General features: G+C 51.1%; 19 protein-coding genes and 1 pseudogene. 6 read left to right on the top strand and 14 right to left on the bottom strand.

All coding sequences use genetic code 11. The features are described 5' to 3' along the window. Positions 1-9: 9 nt before the first annotated feature. The gene (locus tag WG936_RS11660; RefSeq protein WP_339565485.1) at positions 10-651 is read right to left on the bottom strand and encodes a ParA family protein; all 642 of its coding nucleotides are present in this window, start codon (positions 649-651) and stop codon (positions 10-12) included. 82 nt (positions 652-733) lie between these two features. Here WG936_RS11660 and WG936_RS11655 point away from each other — a divergent pair, with 82 nt between their 5' ends. The 4 genes from WG936_RS11655 to WG936_RS11640 all read left to right on the top strand — a co-directional run bounded on the left by WG936_RS11655 (position 734) and on the right by WG936_RS11640 (position 3,613). After that, the gene (locus WG936_RS11655) at positions 734-970 is read left to right on the top strand and encodes a helix-turn-helix domain-containing protein (protein WP_339565486.1); all 237 of its coding nucleotides are present in this window, start codon (positions 734-736) and stop codon (positions 968-970) included. 78 nt (positions 971-1,048) lie between these two features. Then, a complete protein-coding gene (locus WG936_RS11650; RefSeq protein ID WP_339565487.1) occupies positions 1,049-1,660 on the top strand; it encodes a ParA family protein in 612 nt (203 codons plus the stop codon). Between the two features lie 2 nt (positions 1,661-1,662). Next, a complete protein-coding gene (locus tag WG936_RS11645; protein WP_339565488.1) occupies positions 1,663-1,914 on the top strand; it encodes a hypothetical protein in 252 nt (83 codons plus the stop codon). Positions 1,915-2,410: 496 nt separating this feature from the next. After that, positions 2,411-3,613, top strand: a complete 1,203-nt coding sequence (locus WG936_RS11640; protein ID WP_339565489.1) for a replication initiation protein — start codon at positions 2,411-2,413, stop codon at positions 3,611-3,613. 869 nt (positions 3,614-4,482) lie between these two features. Here the strand turns inward: WG936_RS11640 and WG936_RS11635 are convergent. The 4 genes and pseudogenes from WG936_RS11635 to WG936_RS11620 form a co-directional block, all read right to left on the bottom strand. Beyond that, the gene (locus WG936_RS11635; protein ID WP_339565490.1) at positions 4,483-6,072 is read right to left on the bottom strand and encodes an LGFP repeat-containing protein; all 1,590 of its coding nucleotides are present in this window, start codon (positions 6,070-6,072) and stop codon (positions 4,483-4,485) included. Between the two features lie 232 nt (positions 6,073-6,304). Beyond that, positions 6,305-7,516: pseudogene (locus WG936_RS11630) on the bottom strand (IS110 family transposase). Between the two features lie 248 nt (positions 7,517-7,764). Beyond that, a complete protein-coding gene (locus WG936_RS11625; RefSeq protein ID WP_339565491.1) occupies positions 7,765-8,274 on the bottom strand; it encodes a hypothetical protein in 510 nt (169 codons plus the stop codon). A 69-nt stretch (positions 8,275-8,343) separates the two neighbouring features. Next, positions 8,344-8,682 carry a helix-turn-helix domain-containing protein gene (locus WG936_RS11620; protein WP_339565492.1) on the bottom strand — a complete coding sequence of 113 codons (339 nt, stop codon included), beginning with the start codon at positions 8,680-8,682 and terminating at the stop codon, positions 8,344-8,346. Between the two features lie 276 nt (positions 8,683-8,958). Here WG936_RS11620 and WG936_RS11615 point away from each other — a divergent pair, with 276 nt between their 5' ends. Beyond that, positions 8,959-9,477 (top strand): hypothetical protein, encoded by a 519-nt coding sequence (locus tag WG936_RS11615; protein ID WP_339565493.1) that lies wholly within the window; start codon positions 8,959-8,961, stop codon positions 9,475-9,477. A gap of 33 nt (positions 9,478-9,510) precedes the next feature. Next, a complete protein-coding gene (locus tag WG936_RS11610; protein WP_339565494.1) occupies positions 9,511-9,828 on the top strand; it encodes a hypothetical protein in 318 nt (105 codons plus the stop codon). 368 nt (positions 9,829-10,196) lie between these two features. On the opposite strand, the gene WG936_RS11605 is transcribed toward WG936_RS11610, so the two are convergent. From WG936_RS11605 to WG936_RS11565, 9 genes are all read right to left on the bottom strand, one after another. Then, the gene (locus WG936_RS11605) at positions 10,197-10,838 is read right to left on the bottom strand and encodes a response regulator transcription factor (RefSeq protein ID WP_339565495.1); all 642 of its coding nucleotides are present in this window, start codon (positions 10,836-10,838) and stop codon (positions 10,197-10,199) included. Between the two features lie 194 nt (positions 10,839-11,032). Then, a complete protein-coding gene (locus WG936_RS11600) occupies positions 11,033-12,106 on the bottom strand; it encodes a sensor histidine kinase (RefSeq protein WP_339565496.1) in 1,074 nt (357 codons plus the stop codon). 428 nt (positions 12,107-12,534) lie between these two features. After that, positions 12,535-12,951: a helix-turn-helix domain-containing protein gene (locus tag WG936_RS11595; RefSeq protein WP_339565497.1), complete on the bottom strand. Its 417-nt coding sequence runs from the start codon at positions 12,949-12,951 to the stop codon at positions 12,535-12,537. A 468-nt stretch (positions 12,952-13,419) separates the two neighbouring features. After that, entirely contained in the window at positions 13,420-13,821 is a 402-nt protein-coding gene (locus WG936_RS11590) for an antitoxin HicB (protein WP_339565498.1), read from the bottom strand. A gap of 4 nt (positions 13,822-13,825) precedes the next feature. After that, positions 13,826-14,041 (bottom strand): type II toxin-antitoxin system HicA family toxin, encoded by a 216-nt coding sequence (locus tag WG936_RS11585; protein WP_339565499.1) that lies wholly within the window; start codon positions 14,039-14,041, stop codon positions 13,826-13,828. Between the two features lie 59 nt (positions 14,042-14,100). Continuing rightward, entirely contained in the window at positions 14,101-14,301 is a 201-nt protein-coding gene (locus tag WG936_RS11580; RefSeq protein ID WP_339565500.1) for a type II toxin-antitoxin system HicB family antitoxin, read from the bottom strand. A 444-nt stretch (positions 14,302-14,745) separates the two neighbouring features. Next, positions 14,746-14,994, bottom strand: coding sequence for a type II toxin-antitoxin system Phd/YefM family antitoxin (locus WG936_RS11575; protein ID WP_339565501.1), 249 nt, complete (start codon positions 14,992-14,994; stop codon positions 14,746-14,748). Positions 14,995-15,361: 367 nt separating this feature from the next. Further along, positions 15,362-15,745, bottom strand: coding sequence for a recombinase family protein (locus WG936_RS11570; protein WP_339573001.1), 384 nt, complete (start codon positions 15,743-15,745; stop codon positions 15,362-15,364). A 36-nt stretch (positions 15,746-15,781) separates the two neighbouring features. Next, positions 15,782-16,595 (bottom strand): AAA family ATPase (locus WG936_RS11565; protein ID WP_445227835.1); only part of this gene is annotated, 814 nt, incomplete at its 5' end.

The raw sequence follows: 16,595 nt of genomic DNA, 5'->3' as shown, positions 1-16,595 counted from the left end.
ACTGTGTGCTTAGAGTTCGAGGATCTCTGCCGCAAGATCGTCAAAAGGTAGATTCGCTTCTTCTGCTGGCCACGCCTCTCCGTAAGCCTTGGCGTATCTTCTTAGATATGGAATTTCTGTCTTGAACTGTCGCACTCCGGACCTTTTGATGATCGGGGCATACTGTTTCCCATCACGGTCAACATCGTCTTGGACACCGCACACCAGGATTCGGGTTGGCGTTCCAATAATTTGCAACGTGACAAGGGTTGGACGTAAAGACATTGCGCTGAAATCAAATGGAACGATAGCCAAGTCAACGATTTGATCTAACTCTCTGAGAATGACGGGGTTACTGTGGCAAGGATCGATGATGACTACACCGTTCTCGCCAAGTTCTTCTTCAATCTCTTTGATCTGCTGTCGGATGGCGGGGAAAGTGTCCACTTCTTCCCAAGTCGTGGAAGTTGGATTTTGAATCAAAAAGACCTCAAATGGTAAAGGCTTTCCATTCAAAGCTGCAGTTTGACTCCAGAGGCTAGAGCCTTCATCTTCGGACGAGTCAGCAACAACGGCAACGCTCGCTCCTCGCGTTTTTAGCGCGGAGGCAAGCAAGACTGATGTGGTTGAACGAAAAAATCCACCTTTAATATTGGCGACCGAGATGATCACAGCGATACCGATTCCCCTCTTAGCTAGAAATTGCTACTTATAGTCTGTCGACTCTAAGTCTGCATCATCAGACCGTTAATTGGTGCATGATGACAAAAATTTGTTAAAGGAATTCGGGGAACGACTGCGCCAAGCTCGCGAGAATGTGGGAATCTCCCAGGAGACATTGGCGCATAGAGCTGGTCTCCATCGCACCTATGTTGGTTCTGTGGAGCGGGGAGAGCGTAATCTGTCGCTGCTGAATATTCTTTCCTTGGCCACAGTCCTGCACATCGACGCTTCACAGCTTGTTCAGGGGATGAAGAGGGAGAGCATGTAGGCATGTAGTACATGCCTACATGCCTACATGGCTACAGGACTATATGGACATGCTATCGGAATTTATTATGATGTAGTCATGGCTAACATCATCTCGGTCATCCAAACCAAAGGTGGCACAGGAAAAACTACGACATCTATGTTTTTGGCGACAGCACTTCATCATCTGGGCGATCAAGTAATCGTTTTCGACGCCGACAAACAACGGTCCGCCACTGATTGGGCTGAAGATGTTGGAGGCGACTTTGGATTTGAAGTGAAAGCTGTCCCCACAGAGCGAACGCTACAGTCCGCAGTGGATCGCTATAACGACAGCAACGTCGACTTCATACTCATCGATACTCCGCCAGGTAGCAATAGCATTGTTGATATTGCATCGAAAGTAGCTGATCTGGTTCTCATCCCCACAGGCGTCTCCCCGCTTGATATGAAACGAACCCAAGCTACCCTCGATGTTTTTGACGGAACAGAAATTCCGGTTGCAGTTGTTTTAGTGAATGTGGACAAGCGGGAAAGGTTACTTGATTTAGCCCAAGAGACACTTTCCGTCAACACTCGAGCGGCACTAGCTGACACGATCATCCCTACTCGGAGTGCGACTAGGAGGGCTGGGTCTACAGTTCCCAACATTGCGCGAAAAGCATTTCAGGAATGGATTGACCTTGCTCAGGAACTTAAGGAGGCGTTTTAGAAATGGCAATTGGGAGTGCAGCAGGAAAAGCAAAGAAGAGTGCTCAGCCGCAGAAAAACGAGAGGGCAGAAACGAAGAGCGGATCGGCGGGCCCTCTTAAAGGGCATGAGGAACGGGCTGCAACGTTGAGGATCTACGTGAAGGACAAAGCCATGCTCAAAGAGGCAAAGCTAGCTGCTTTGGAAGAGGACACTAGTTTGTCTCAGCTCTGGGAAGAATGGGCTATTGACTGGTTAAAGAGTAGAAAAAAGTAAAATAAACCATGCCTACATGCCCATATGTGCGTATGGGCATGTAGGCATGTACGACTTAATGATTGTGGGATAGCTTAAAAGTAAACTACAACGGTGTTATTCTGAAGGCTGATAAAGGAAGAAGCGCCTGCTGTCACAACAGCAGGCGCCCAGCTTGATACTTGTTCGCAGCAAGCCTCAAGCGCTATCACCCAGTTCACAGCTGGGGGAAAGCCTAGATATGAGTATACCGAACCAACGGGTTGAATTGGATTCGTCACTTTCCGGAATCTCACCCGGAGAACAACGTCTTCAGCGTGCGTTGTGTGGCGGAATCGATGACACTCCGGCTAGCGCTCTCGATCGAGAATCATTAATAACGCACCTTGGTCGAGATGTTTTACACGCAAGTATCGGACGAGACTTCTCCAAAGCATATTTCCGCACGCAAGACGGACACATTGCCCCCCGGATGTACCGAACTAAATCAGAAGCTATTGGAAAATGCGAGTACGTCATGCTGACCAACAAACAGTACGCTGCTGTTCTAGTTGTTGATATCGATCAACCAGGTGAAGCTGGCGGTCACCCTATTAACCTTCACGAAGATGTCCGGCAGACTTTTCTTTCCCTTACCGAGCGTAACATCGGCCCAGCATGGGTGGGGATCAATCCTCAATCAGGCAAAGCACAGGCTATTTGGCTCATAGATCCTGTGTACGCCAATCAAAGTGGGAACTCGCCGGCAATGAGCCTATTGGCAGCAACTAGCCGGACATTAGGTGAGTTACTCGATCATGATCCGCACTTTGCCCACCGCTTTAGTCGAAGCCCGTTCTACACAGGAGATTCTCCAACGGCGTACCGCTGGTATCGACAACACAACCGAGTAAATCGCCTTGGAGACCTGATCCAGGAGGTGCGTAGTATGACTGGACAACGTCATCACGAAAAGTCTCGGCAAAAGTTCAGTAGCGGGCGAGAGCTGATTAACGCAGTACGAACTCGTCGCGAAGAAGCACAAGCCTTCAAATCCATTGCGAAGGATGTTGAAAACGAACTGGCATCATCCCTTGACCAATACGACCCTGATCTCATTGACGGAGTGCGGGTGCTCTGGGTCAGCCAAGGACGAGCAGCACGTGACGAAACTGCCTTCCGCCATGCCCTAAAGAACGCGCATCGTTTGCGTCAATCTGGTCAGCGTATGACAGACGCAGCCATTATTGACGCCTACGAGTATGCCTACTTAGTAGCTCATTCAGTGGGGTCTGCAGGTCGCCCAAATGAGATGCCTCCGATGCGTGACCGCCAAACTATGGCACGGCGTGTTCGTGGCTATGCGACTCAGTCCCATCAGACGAGCAAAACCCTGTCTACTGCCTCAGGGAGCACTACAACCAGCGAGCGCAAAGCGCTTGCCACCATGGGGCGTCGAGGCGGGAAAAAAGCGGCAGAACGGTGGAAAGATCGTGATAGCTCCTATGCACAAGCAGAAATTCAGAAACTACAAATCGCTAATCAAAAGCGCGCTGTTTCAAGACGAGTGAACGCACGGCAGATAGCGAACTACTTTGACGACTGCTTTATACAGACTGGGAAGTACCCCACGATAGCGGAGGCAATGCAGGAGTTTGGAGTGTCTAGGGCTACTGTCAACCGAGCATTGAAAGCAGCGGGGATTATGCTTCCCCGGGGGAGACGGAAACAGGCTAATTAAATGTGTCAGGCCGTAAGCAATATACGGTTCCCCTGCCGGTAGGCGGGGGAACCGTATGACGAAAGAAAAGCTGTGCTTCCAAGTCTCTTTTCCTCAGATTCTTGCTCCCTCGGCGCCTACTGATGCGTCTACGAGGAGACGTAGTAAGGCTCTTTGCCCGTTAGAGCAACCGAGTGTCCATCTTCCATTCAGGTTAAGAACAGATGAGTGCCCAACATACTCAAACCAAGCAATGTTCGATACCGTTGCCGGCGGCATCGAGGACTAGTGCATGCACAGCGTCTTGCTAGGGTGAACAGTTGGTTCACGAACCACAACCTACTTTGGTTGGGGAGTGGCTCTCTCGTCGGTACGCGGCATTTGTAGCCCGCGCGACGTACGAGTGCTAGTCGTGTGCTGCGTTTGGCAATCGGACAGCGTGTCGTTGTTCGTCGGTGAACATCAGCGCGTCCGTACCGCTTTCTGCTCGTCCGGTGGGGCTGGCGTCGCAACTACAGACAAAGAGAGCAAGGGAACCTATGGTTCCCGCGCTAGCTCTCGAAACGATCCGATGTGCTGTCTACAGTGGTGTTTTCTGCTGGTCTTGACCCTGGGACATATGTTTCTACGTTTCTACTTTTATAGGCGACCTGGGCAAATAGATAAACACACTGGTTAAACCCTGTGGATAACTTGCGCCGTGATGGTAAATCAGCGCACGGTGTCTGAGGGGTGATGGTAAATCAGCGCAGCTTGACCAGCGCAAATAAAAAAGCACCCTTGGGGTGGGTGCTTGATGGTGTTAGCTGAGTTTTGCTGTGCTAGATCCTATGCATAGACACGTCTATAGGTATAGAGGCTTATGTGGAGAATTAACATTTTCGTGTCAGTTATTGTGCCCATGGGCTATGATAGCCTGGCCATTGGCTTGGGTGGAAGACTGTTACGGCATCGAAATAGACGAGTCCTGTATCCATGCATGGGCTGTATCTCAGATCATAAGGTCCATAGACGTTCGCGCACACTGTCTGGATATTGTTATAGAGGTCTACGTTGCATTGTGAGAATGCCCATGAAGAGCCACCATGAAGATTATCTGCATCCGCATAGCACATGTCATGAATGGCACAGGGGCCAGAAAAATCAGCATTTTTACCAGGGGAAGGGAACTGGTCTGGAGACTTGGTGCAGTAATCATGGAGCGAGCCTCTATTCGGATCGTATTCGTATCCTGGAGGGACTGGGACACCTCCGTCGTAGGTTCCTCCGAGGGTCACAGCTCTTTCGTTTGTAGCAGCTGCCATAGCCGAGGCAGGTTGTGTAGCTAAGAGAGTCTCTAGGTTTGCTCCAATTGAATTTGCATAACGCTGAAGGGCTGCCAAAACTAGATTGTTAACTGGCTGCCCAGCAATCTGGGTTTCTCCGGCGTTTTTCATTTCAGCGGTTAGGTTGATTTGCCCATTCTGGAAATCCTGAACAATTTCTTGAGAGTTATTGATATAACGGTCGCCAACTGGGTACCCTAAATTTCCAGCTTCGTATCCTTTTTTAGCCCAGGCCTCAAACATTAGCGAGGTTACGCCGTGTGCCCCGGCGGAAGGGTGCCAGTAAACATATCCTCGTTCAAAGGCACTAAATTTGCCTTGCCCATCTGGGGTAGTGGCTTCATCAGCTAGGGGGTAGCCCAGGTAGCCATTGTGAGCATTTTGCCCCTGCCAGTACTCGTAGATTTTACCTTTAATGCTAGAAACTTGGAATCGTGGAGACTTGTAGATGTATCCACCTTGGAATTCCTGTCGGCGACCTTGACCATCTGCGCTAATAGGGTCTTCGTCAGTTTTAGGGTAGCCCAACCAGCCAGCTTCCCACCCGTTGTTCTTCCAGTTTGCGGCAATGTGGGTCGGGACGGAATGTGCTCCAGCCTCTGGATGCCAGTAGATAAACCCGTTTTGGAACCTCATTCGATATCCAGTTCCGTCCGGATTTGCGCTCATTGGCTCGACAGGCCATAGAACAAAGCTTGAAGGCCCACCCATCTGTTCGTACTTGTCAAGAATTGCGCCACACACCTGAATAGAGGAAGGCCAAAAAGTTTTGCATCGAGGGGCATTGGCAAAGGTGTGGGCTTTGTTTTTCTGTTGAGCGATTTGCGTTTCTACTACGTCGGCTTCTTCCTTAGTTATTTCAGGGGGAAGTGAAACCTTGTCGGAGTACATTTCTCCTGGTTGAACTATTTCTTTAGGTTCTCCGAGATTATTAATGCTCTTAGCTAGCTCTTGCCTCTCGGCAACTTCTTCCGGGGTGAATCCACCTACTCCGTCAACCTCTGGAGATCTAGTTGGATCAACTTGAAATTCTTGCACATAATCTGCAGCATTTTCTGATGCTACAATCCTTTCATTAGCAGATGCTGCAAGCGGGAATGTTGAAAGCAGGGCAACTGTGGCTACTGTCACCACTGTCCTTAATGCATTTTTCACAAGATAGCTCCTTTGAGGAGATGGTGGACGTGCGCGAATAATGCGCACAATGTTTATTATTTCCTGTCAGGTTTTAGCTGTATGGCTAACAAAATAGATTGCCCTAATAAAGGGGTGTCCCTATGTTTTTGTCAAGTGCTAGATTGTCGCGGGTGAGTACAGGCATGGGGGTAGTCGTCTTGGCATGCCTGGGGGCGGCCAGCGTATGTTGGCCGGTTTCATTTTTTAGACGCTAGACGGCGGCTGGGCGGGGTGGGATCTCTCGGAAGAATTCCTTGTTTTTCAGCATCGCGTAGATGACGTTGCATCGGCGTCGTGCCAGGCAGATAACTGCTGCGTTATGGCGTTTACCTTCGGCTCGTTTACGTTCGTAGTACTGGCGTGATGGTTCGTGGTTGTGGATAGCCGCGAACGCGGAATAGAACAAGGCGTTTTTCAGTCGTTTATTGCCTGATCGTGCTGGGAATTCCCCTCGGATCGATGAACCAGATCTTCTGGTGATTGGTGCGATTCCTGCGTAAGCGGCCAGGTGGCCGGCGCTATCAAAGTCTGAGCCATCTCCGACTGCCAGTAGGATCTGCGCTGCGGTCTTGATGCCGATCCCGGGCATGCTCATCAAGACCTCGGAAAGAGGGAATTCATTAAGCATGCTTTCTACCTGCTCTGCGATGATGTCTCGCTGCTCTTTCAAGGCATTGATGTTTGCCGCTAGCTGTGGGATCACAAGTTCAGCTGCATCGATTCCTGGAACCGTGACGGTCTGCTCTTCCAACGCCCTGAAGATGGCATCTACCAGCGTGACCGGGTCTTTACGAGTGTGTTTCTGCATCCAGTTAAAGGACATGCCGGTAGCCGGCTTGTTTGAGCCCTTGCGGTTCTTTGTAGTGGATCAACAGGTCAAGGACAGGAGTGCGTGTGAGCGTGCTGCCAGCGACTACTCTTTCAAGACTCGGGTAGATCTGGGTCAGGATGCTGCGTAGCCGGTTGATCGTTCGTGTGCAGTCACGAGCGATGTCATCATCGAAGCCCGACAGCATCTTCAACGCGGAGAGAACTTCGTTGTTGCGGTCTACAGCCCGCACGTGTGCGGCATGGTTCGTGCTGTATCGGCGATGATGAAAGCATCCCGTTTGTCCGTTTTCGCACGTCCGGGGTAGAGACCAGCAGCTTTGCGCATAGCGAGCCCTGGCAGGTAGCCAACCTGGCAACCTCGATCTCGGGCGACTGTGATGGGAAGAGCGCCGATAGTGTTGGGTTGGTCAACGATAACAAGGACATGTCCGTTTTGCTGGAGGTCGTCAAACAACGTCGCGAGGTCTGACTCCAGTTGCGGAAGGGGCTTATCGAAAAGTTTGTTTCCTTCTCGGTCAAGTGCACAGGCATGGTGTTCGGATTTGCCGACATCCAGGCCGAGGAAAATGTCGATGGGGTAATCCTGCGACATAGCGAGCTCCTAGAAACGATGGATATGTGTTTGTTCTAGTCGCTGGTGTCATGACATTCGTTGCGAGAACCCACACCTGCAAAGAGACCTGGAGAGAAGTTCCGGCCGTGTCCCTATCAGCTGTCATCGAACGTCCTGGCTCCCGGCGGCAACGCCCCCGTATCATGAAAACTACAGGGCAGATAAGCCATACTGAGGCCAGCGACTATCCCCATTATCGGGGATACCCACAAGGTAACGGGGCAATTCTAATTGCACTGCTCGTTGAATTCTTTTTGGGAGATTTCCCCCTTTGGGCCCCACACATTGCCAGTTGAAAGGAACTTTAACTGTTCAATGGTGAAAGATGTTTCTCCAATATGTGCTTCTTTCCTGAAAGGGTTTTGGGACGCTCTGACAGGAGATGCAATTACTGTCATCTGGGTTAAGTCATCTTTGGGGGCGTTGAATGGGGCGGTCTCCCGCCAAGGGCTTTGGTCTGCGGTCGGAAGCGTCATGATCCCCTGCTGCGGTGTAGGGGTCTCGTAAGTAGCTAGTATTGGATTTTTTTCCGCTGCTGGCATGTCTGGTCGGCGCGATCCGTAAATATCAACTCGGTTAATGGAATATTTACATGTATTTACATGAATCTTCAGTAGGCCATCTTCTGAGAGGGACACTGCTGTGGAGCCAGAAGTGTCAATATTTACGTAGTTTCCACAGGATGAGAGGAAAAGGGACACTGCCACAACGGGGGAAATTAAAGAACGTAGTTTCATTTGATTATCGTAGCTCTTCAGTCTTCATTATGTCCGCAGAACAAACTGTTAGGCGAGATGACCCTATGCCTATGTGGCTAGGTATTTGTAGAGGGTGGTTCTGCCGATTCCTAAGCGTCGTGCGATTTCGGCTTTGGGTATGCCGTCGTTGACCCACTCGCGGGCTTGGGTGACCTGGGTGGTGGTGAGGGCGGGTGCGCGTCCGGTGAGGGAGCGGGCGAGTCTGTCCATGCTCGTGATGGTGACAGAGGGTTGACCGCGTTGGATGGTGACGCCTTGGAGGTCTGCGGTAATGCCTGCGTCCGGCCAGAAGGCGGTGACGGTGGCAATAGCCTTTTTAATCTCATTGCGGAAGTTGCGTTGGTCTACTGAGGTTTTGAGCTCTTTGGTAGAGAAATTCGCAGCCATATCGTCCCAAGAGAATACCCACTGCTCCACGGATCATTTGGGCCGACCGGGGTGGGGCACAAATTCCACCCAGGCGCTCACTTCCTCTTATGTGAAACGGATTCACTCAAATGCTCTCGAAATGAGCCTGCGTCTCTTTTAAGGCGGGGGTATCTGTTCAGATACTTCCTGGTCCAACACGAATCTAGATCTACTATTTCCAGTTATTCTTTAGTCACTCATTTGTTTGAAGATCGTGAAATCTAGATCTTCCCGTTCGAAAGGTGGAGTAATCCATTGAAGTCTATTGGTTCTCATTTGGTGTCAGCTCTAGGTATCGCGGCCACCGCTCTCTTTGGGGTGATGGCTACAATCGCCCCAGCCTATGCTATTGAAACAGTTCCTTCCGTAGCTTCTCAGCAGAATAAACCAGCTGATTTTTGGTTTACCTCAGAAGAGGGAATCCGCACTTTCGACATTGAGGAAAATGTTCTTGTTCCTCACCTTCTCGCTGGTGACCAGATCAAGATCGAAGGAAATATCATTAATGCTTATAACGCACAGGGAAAAATTGTTGCAAGCATCAAATCAGATCTTCCTGAGGGGCTTGTCCTAAAGTACACCGACGGCGTAATCTACGCGGGCAGCGAGAGCGGAGACGCCTCACGTTGTATCGATAACAAATGGGTATCTTTGGGTATTAACATCGCTGCCGATGCATTGGTTTGTGCTCCGCTGGGAGCCGCAACTGGTGGTGCAGGCGGTCTTGCCTGCGGCGCAGCTGTAGGCACTGGTATTACAGCAGCCAGCTGCTAGTAATTGGTGCGGAGATAGGAAGGCATTTAAGAAATGGGTGAAGTATCGGGCGGAACTGTTGTAAAGACCCCAGCAGGGTTGAAGGTTCCGTTGTTTCTGTATGCTGTAGTAATTGCAGTGCTAATCTCTGCCGGGTCAGCGGCTGCACTGTATAAAATTAACTACCCCTGGTGGGTGTGGATTGTAGAGGCATTGATCCTTTTGCCTATTGTTTATGGGATTTCTCATAAACTGACCAGCGTCGATAACTCTGGCGACTATGTAATTGTTAGTCGGCCGAAGGTAATTTCATTTTCCACAATTTCAGCAGTTGTGATCGTAATGTTGATTATTGTCGCCGTTGTCTTGTAAAAATCTGTTCTCTTTTTAGCGAGGCATAGTTTGTTCTGCGTTGCCGACACAGGGTTTACTTCTTCTAGGTATAAAGAAGTAAACCCTGTGTCGGCTTGTTTAATAGGTTTAGTGACTCTTCGCAATATGTAGGGAGATGGCTGGGGTGAGGTTGAAATCTGCGAAACACTAATCTGCCCAAACCAAAGCCTACTGTGCACATTAGTGACAACATCCCGGATGATGTTGTTTGTGGTACCGCCGAATTTGGCATCACCATACCTGGCTCAGCAGACGACGGGGACTGCATCGTCGTGGTCTAAACCGTGAAGAGTCGGTTTCTTAAAGGGAAACTCTATGGTCATGCATAAAGCGGACAATTACTAGAATCATGTGTAAGAAAGGTGCTTGACGACTAGTTCTACTCGGTTAGATGCGCCATATTTGGCAAAGAGTGATGAGATTGTTTTTCTGATCGTGATTTCTGCAAAGTTTAATTTATGGGCAATCTGTATGTTTGTGTTCCCTTCGCATAGAAGGGTAATGACTGCTTGCTCCCGTGAAGTTAGATTAAGGAGTTTGCGAACCTCTTCGAATGATTTATTCGTTGAAGGAGTATCGGGCAGTAATCTCTGGAGACAGTCAGGAGAAATACTTGTTCCTCCATTAAGCGCGTCGCGAAGAGAAAAGATAATAGCGTTTGGGGTCTCGCCTTTGATGATGTAACCCACAGCGCCGAGACGAAGAGCTTGGACCATGGTTTCATCAGTGTCGTAGGCGGTCATCGCAACGAACAAAGGGGGAGAATTGAGTCTTTGTACACAATGAAGTAATTCAATTCCATTCATGTCAGGCATATGTATATCTGACAAGACAAGATCGCAGCTATGGGTGTTTAACCATTCTGCGGCAATTTTTCCAGTAGTGGCAGTGGCCACAATTTGTAAGTCATCCGTTGTGGATAGATAAATCGGAAACCCCTCGAGGACTGTGGGGTCATCATCAACGAGAAGGATGCGATTGGGCATCATTTGCACCAGGGGTGGGGGTGTCCGCTTTTGCAACCCAGCAAATCAGGGATTACCTGGTAGATACTAATTGTTGGTTGTGCTGCTGACTGTATCGACGTAGTTGATTGGGCAGTGGCTATAGGAGGGAATATAGAACTCACGATTAGCACGAGAGTGATAGGGAAAAAGTTTTTCATAATTTATTCTTATACACCTTACCGTTCAATAGCAAGAGCTATCTTCCACTGTTTGCTTGTTTGTTGGATAGTCATGACTCCGTTGATGGCCGCGAGTCTTTTACGGATTGACTCGAGGCCTAACTTGCTAGAGTTTTTGATGTTGTGGTTTGGGGAATATTCATTGGTCATAGTTATTTCGATGCGTTCGTTGTCAATGAATGCGGTGAACAAGATGGTGGAACTTGGAGCAGCATATTTGATGGCATTGGTGGCTATTTCATGTAGGCACTGATGGAGAGCGCGGTTAATGTGTTCCTGACTGGGGAAAGATGTGAGTTCTGTAGTGGTCTGGACATTAAAATTGTGGGAGCGCAGGAGTTCGGTAACTTCGTGGAGTGTTTCATTAAGGGCTGGCACAGGGCGGCTGGTTGTTTGATCTATTGGTTCGTTTAGCTCCTGAAGCAGGGTTCTGGTGTCCGCCATCGTTTTACGTGCGAGTTGTGCACAGGTTTGTAGCTGTGAGGCTTTATCTGGGGTGGTGATCGCCAGGGCTTCGAGGCGTACCGTTAGAGATGTAAGGTCTGCGGCAACAGTGTCGTGCAGAAGTGCTGCAAGCTCGCGTCGTCGTAGATTACTTGTTTCCTCACGTCTCCGCTGTTGTCTGCGGGACCTATCTATCCACCATCCGATTACGGAGGCGAATACGAGCATCGCGGTAAAGACGATGAATGACTCTGGATCACCTTCTAAACGATGATGCTCCGGAGAGTAGAAACCAAGTAAAACAATTAGCGCAGCGAATATGAATCCGGTTACATGCTTATGTTGGGCGACAAGAATCGCCAGCAGGACTATAGCAGTCAGAGTAAGGATACCTGGATTGAGATCGCTAAAAATAGTAAAGGTAAATAATAAGAGGTAGAACCATGTCGCAGTACGAGGAGAAAAGGCAGCGAACGGAACACAAAGAACCAAAGCCAGATAAAGAAATCTAGTTGGTGCTTCTGTAGGGGAAACGACGAATACACTTAGAGACCACAGAAAGAGCATTAGGACACATAGAGCAGTCACAAGTGCAAAGCGGACAGATTGGTTTTTGTCAAAGACCACACAGATAGCATAAACGTCATTAGGCGCGGGATTTATTACGAAGACCTACTCCGTAGGCCCATGCTTATGTGCTACATGCCCAGATCATAAGGGAGTACTTCGTGGAAGAACACTTCGTTCTCCCTACGGCGAAAACAGCGTTGAAGCAAAGCGGTTTAGCGTTCTTGTGCAGCTACGGGTGTAATTATTGCCGAAGCCTGAGAATACTTCCCAGGTAGAAAACCTTAGTGCACCCGGCGGCCGCCGCAATGTGACGGCTATATTGAAGGAGTGAAAACCTCAGGGTGGAAACAAGCCATCAACCAACTAGCAGTGGCCTACCCCAACCGATTCGCGGACCACTTGTAAACCACGCCCGCACACAAACAAACGGACACTCTCCTTGAGTGTGGATAGTGGAGGCCTCGTGTGCAAGAAGATAGCGTCTTTCACACGAGGCCTCCCCATCCCTGTCGTTTAATCCTTTCCATTCGCCGCTGCGCATCGGAACATCGTGCGCCAGCGATGCCAATCGGCCCGAACTCTTCCTCAAGATGAAGACCCCGGCGCTTTACTTCATCAAGCAATCTAGCCAGCGGAACTTCCGACAATGGAAGTAAGTTCTTCTTCAACTCGCCAGGTTCGATAAAGCCCGCAATAGTAAGGGATTCAGCAACGCTCAAACCATAAACACGCGCGAACGTTACAACGTGATGCACATCGGGGGTCTGACCTGTCTTCCAGCGCGTTAGTACAGAAGCGCTGATTCCCATTTTCTCTGCTGCGCGACCTAGCGAGTCGTTACCTATTGATGCGTAGAAATATTCCCACCAGTGCTCTTTTGTCGCTGAGTGATTTTGCTCCATGACCTGAGAAGATAGTGGATACAATCCATCCTTTTACCTTTTCGTTGTTCTCTTTTCGGTCGTGGCTTTCGTTGTTCGTCGGTGGCCACCAACTCGTCCGTGCCGCGTCCCGCTCGTCCTCGATGCGCTCCAGGCGTAGACGTGCGGGAGGGCTGGCGTCGCAACACAGGCAAAGAGAGCAAGGGAACCTATGGTTCCCGCGCTAGCCCACGATACGATCCGATGCACTGTCTACAGTGGTGTTAGCTGTCGGCCTTAACCCACTGTTTTCCCAGTTCATCGGCTGCGTGCACAGTCACCTGATAGCTTTCCCTCCATGACAGGCAGGCACCGTTATGTAGAGAAGAATCGATCACCCAGGACGTGGGCATCCTCTAGCAGGGCAGGGAGATGGCTAAACAATGTCGCTAGCGCGCTGACCATTGTTTATCGGTGCTGCCAGTTCTGGGATATGACATGACCCTATGCCTATATGGCTACTTTTTGGTGGGTGGAGCGGAGTTGGTAGACCCGTGAGCGACTGACCCCCAGGAGGGTGGCCGTGTCGTCGGAGGATACGCCCTTGTCTTGGAGGGTTTTGACGACCCTTCGGATGTGTTGGGCGGCTTCTGTTTGCTGGCGCGCTGCGTGTTCGATAGCTGCTTTGGCGGATTCGATTTCTTCCTGCACATTGTCGAGGTTGACGGTCACGTCCACGGTCATGTTGGAGTGGTCGTGGTTGGGGTTGGCTGTGTCGAGGTAGTCGCGGACTTGTTGCTGCGCGTCTTTGAGGTGGGTGACGCTGGTGACGTTGTCGTCGTCGAGGTAGAGATCCCAGCCGTTGTCCCATTTGACGGCGGTGACTGTGCAGGTATTTCCGGTGGTGAGCATGGTGTTAGTTTCCTTTGTTGTTGGTTTTGCTTTGGTCGATAGCTTTGAGTGCTTGGCGGGTAACTCCGGGTGACACTTCGCGGGTGGCCGTGATGATGACCGGTCGCGGTAGGTTGGGGTGTTCCCAAACTTCGTGGTCGCCTTTGCCTTTCCTGGTTTTGGAAAAGCCTGCTTTGTGGAGCAGTTTGGTGAGGTCGCGGTATTTCATCGGCTTAGTCATACCCTATATTATAGCCCCCCTATAACGCAAGTGTCAAGGGGGGGTGTAATGTTTTGTGGCTAGGTGTTGGTGGCCCATTCGATGGTGATGGAGTCCTCTGCGCCCTGGGGTAGGTTTTCGGCTAGTGCGATCGCTTCTCGGACGCGTACATCGAGTTCGTTAAAAGTATCGGCCCAGGTGCTTACTCCGTCTAGGTTGGTGACTGTTGCTAGCCATTTTTGGCCTTCTCTGGTGATGGTGGCGGTGTACGTGTTCATCATGTGTGACCGCATCTCCTCTTTCCCTGACACTGGTTTCATCTTCCTTCCGGTACTCAATGCACGAACCCTGCGCCAGTCAATGCACGAACCTCGCGCGAGTCAATGCACGAACTTCCGGTACTCAATGCACGAACCTCGCGCGAGTCAATGCACGAACTTCCGGGAGTCAATGCACGAACTTCCGGTACTCAATGCACGAACCCTGCGCCAGTCAATGCACGAACCCTGCGATAGTCAATGCACGAACCCTGCGATAGTCAATGCACGAACCCTGCGATAGTCAATGTACGAACCTCGCGATAGTCAATGTACGAACTTCCGGGACTCAATGTACGAACTTCCGGGACTCAATGTACGAACTTCCGGTACTCAATGCACGAACCTCGCGCCACCGAATGCACGAACTTCCGGGACTCAATGTACGAACTTCTAGTGGTGCTGGGGTTAGTTGAGGCCGAGTTCTTTTTTGAGTTCTTCGTGTGAGATTTCCCCTGGCTTGTTGCGTGCGGCTTCTGCGTCTTGAATGTCTGCCTGATCTTCAAGGGCTTCCATGGCGCGCTGAAAGAAGTCTGGTGAGACGACGACGGCTCGCATTCGGCTCCCCCGACTCATGATGGCAATTGGTTCGCGCTGCGCTTCTTCAAAGAGTCGGCTTTGTTCTTGGCGGAATTGGCTTGAGGTCACTTCTTTCATGCCTCTAGAGTACATCTTGTACATGATGTGCTCTGTGCTGGCTTTATTGGTCGTGAGTTGTCTGCTCTGCGGCTTTCATGCGCGAGTCAATGTACGAACTTGCGCGAGTCAATGTACGAACTTGCGCCAGTCAATGTACGAACTTGCGCCAGTCAATGCACGAACCTCGCGCCAGTCAATGCACGAACCTCGCGCCAGTCAATGCACGAACTTCCGGGACTCAATGCACGAACTTCCGGTACTCAATGTACGAACCCTGCGCCAGTCAATGCACGAACCCTGCGCCACCGAATGTACGAACCTCGCGCGAGTCAATGTACGAACCCTGCGCCACCGAATGCACGAACTTTTTCGGTGCGGGTGCTGTCTATGTGGCTAGGTATTTGTAGAGGGTGGTTCTGCCGATTCCTAGCCTGCGGGCAACCTCGGCTTTCGGGACACCTGCGCCTATCCACTGTTTTGCTTGGGTGACTTGCTCGTCGGTGAGGGCGGGTGCGCGTCCGGTGTAGACCCCGCGTGCTTTGGCGCGGGCGATGCCTTCGGCTTGGCGCTCACGAATGAGGGAGCGCTCGAACTGGGCGATGCTGCCGAGGATTCCTAACATGAGTTGGGCGATGGGGTCTGCGTCTGCGGTGTAGGTTTGGTTCTCTTTGAGGAACTTCACGGTGATGCCGCGTTCGGTGAGTTCGGTGACGATGGCGCTGAGGTCGGTGAGGGAGCGAGCGAGTCTGTCCATGCTTGTGGGTTTGATCGCTTTGCGGCGGCTTTTTATGATCGCTCGGGGGCATTAATTTCCGATCACGAGGATGCTGGCGGCGGCTTCGATGACATCGTCGGTGATGGTCTCGAGTTGGTTGATCTTAAGCACTCGGGCGATCTGAGGGAAGAGGCGTTCAAGGAGGCGGAAGTTGCCCCGGGTGATGCGTTCGATCGCGGCGATAGCCTGAGCGTCGGTGAAGTCGTCCGGGTCAAGGGTGCGGCCGAGGCGTTTCCAATGGCGATCGAGGACGAAGAGCAGTTCATCGCGTCCTAGTGCCCGGTATCGGTGCGAAAATCCGAGACGGCTATAGAGCTGCGGGTAGTGGCGAAACCGCTGGTCGATGCCAGGCATGCCAATGAGGATGATCGCCAAGTGGTAGCGGTCGTGTTCATCTCGGAGAAGTTCGAGCGCGGTCGGGGCCAGTCGTTCGGCCTCATCGATGATGAGCAACTCGACCCACCTGCTGGTATGACCTGAGTAGGCGCCGGTGACCTTGCCGATGCTGCGCTGGTGTTCATCGATGCAGATGCCAAGCCTTGTCTGCAGGTGCGCGATCTCGCGCATGAGCTCTTTGGGCCTGGGGAGCACCTCTGGGGTGTAGAACACGGTCCGGCACCGGTTCGCAGTTGCGTAGAACTTGGCGTCGTCTTCGGTGCGCGGACCCCATTCGGTGATGAACGGTTCCACGGTGTCCCAGTGGGCGTATCGGCGTGCCGACTGAGTCTTGCCGATCCCGGCGTCGCCGTGACAGATGCCGATGGTGCGTTCCTTGCGTACCGCGTTGGCGAATTCGGTGAACCGGCGATGTTCCTTGGTGATGATGAAGTCCTTGGCCATCATT

The organism is Corynebacterium sp. H127 (assembly GCF_037482665.1).
Lineage (GTDB): Bacteria > Actinomycetota > Actinomycetes > Mycobacteriales > Mycobacteriaceae > Corynebacterium.
The sequence above is the reverse complement of the archived record's forward strand: the minus strand, read 5'-3'. Positions and strand labels throughout refer to the sequence as shown.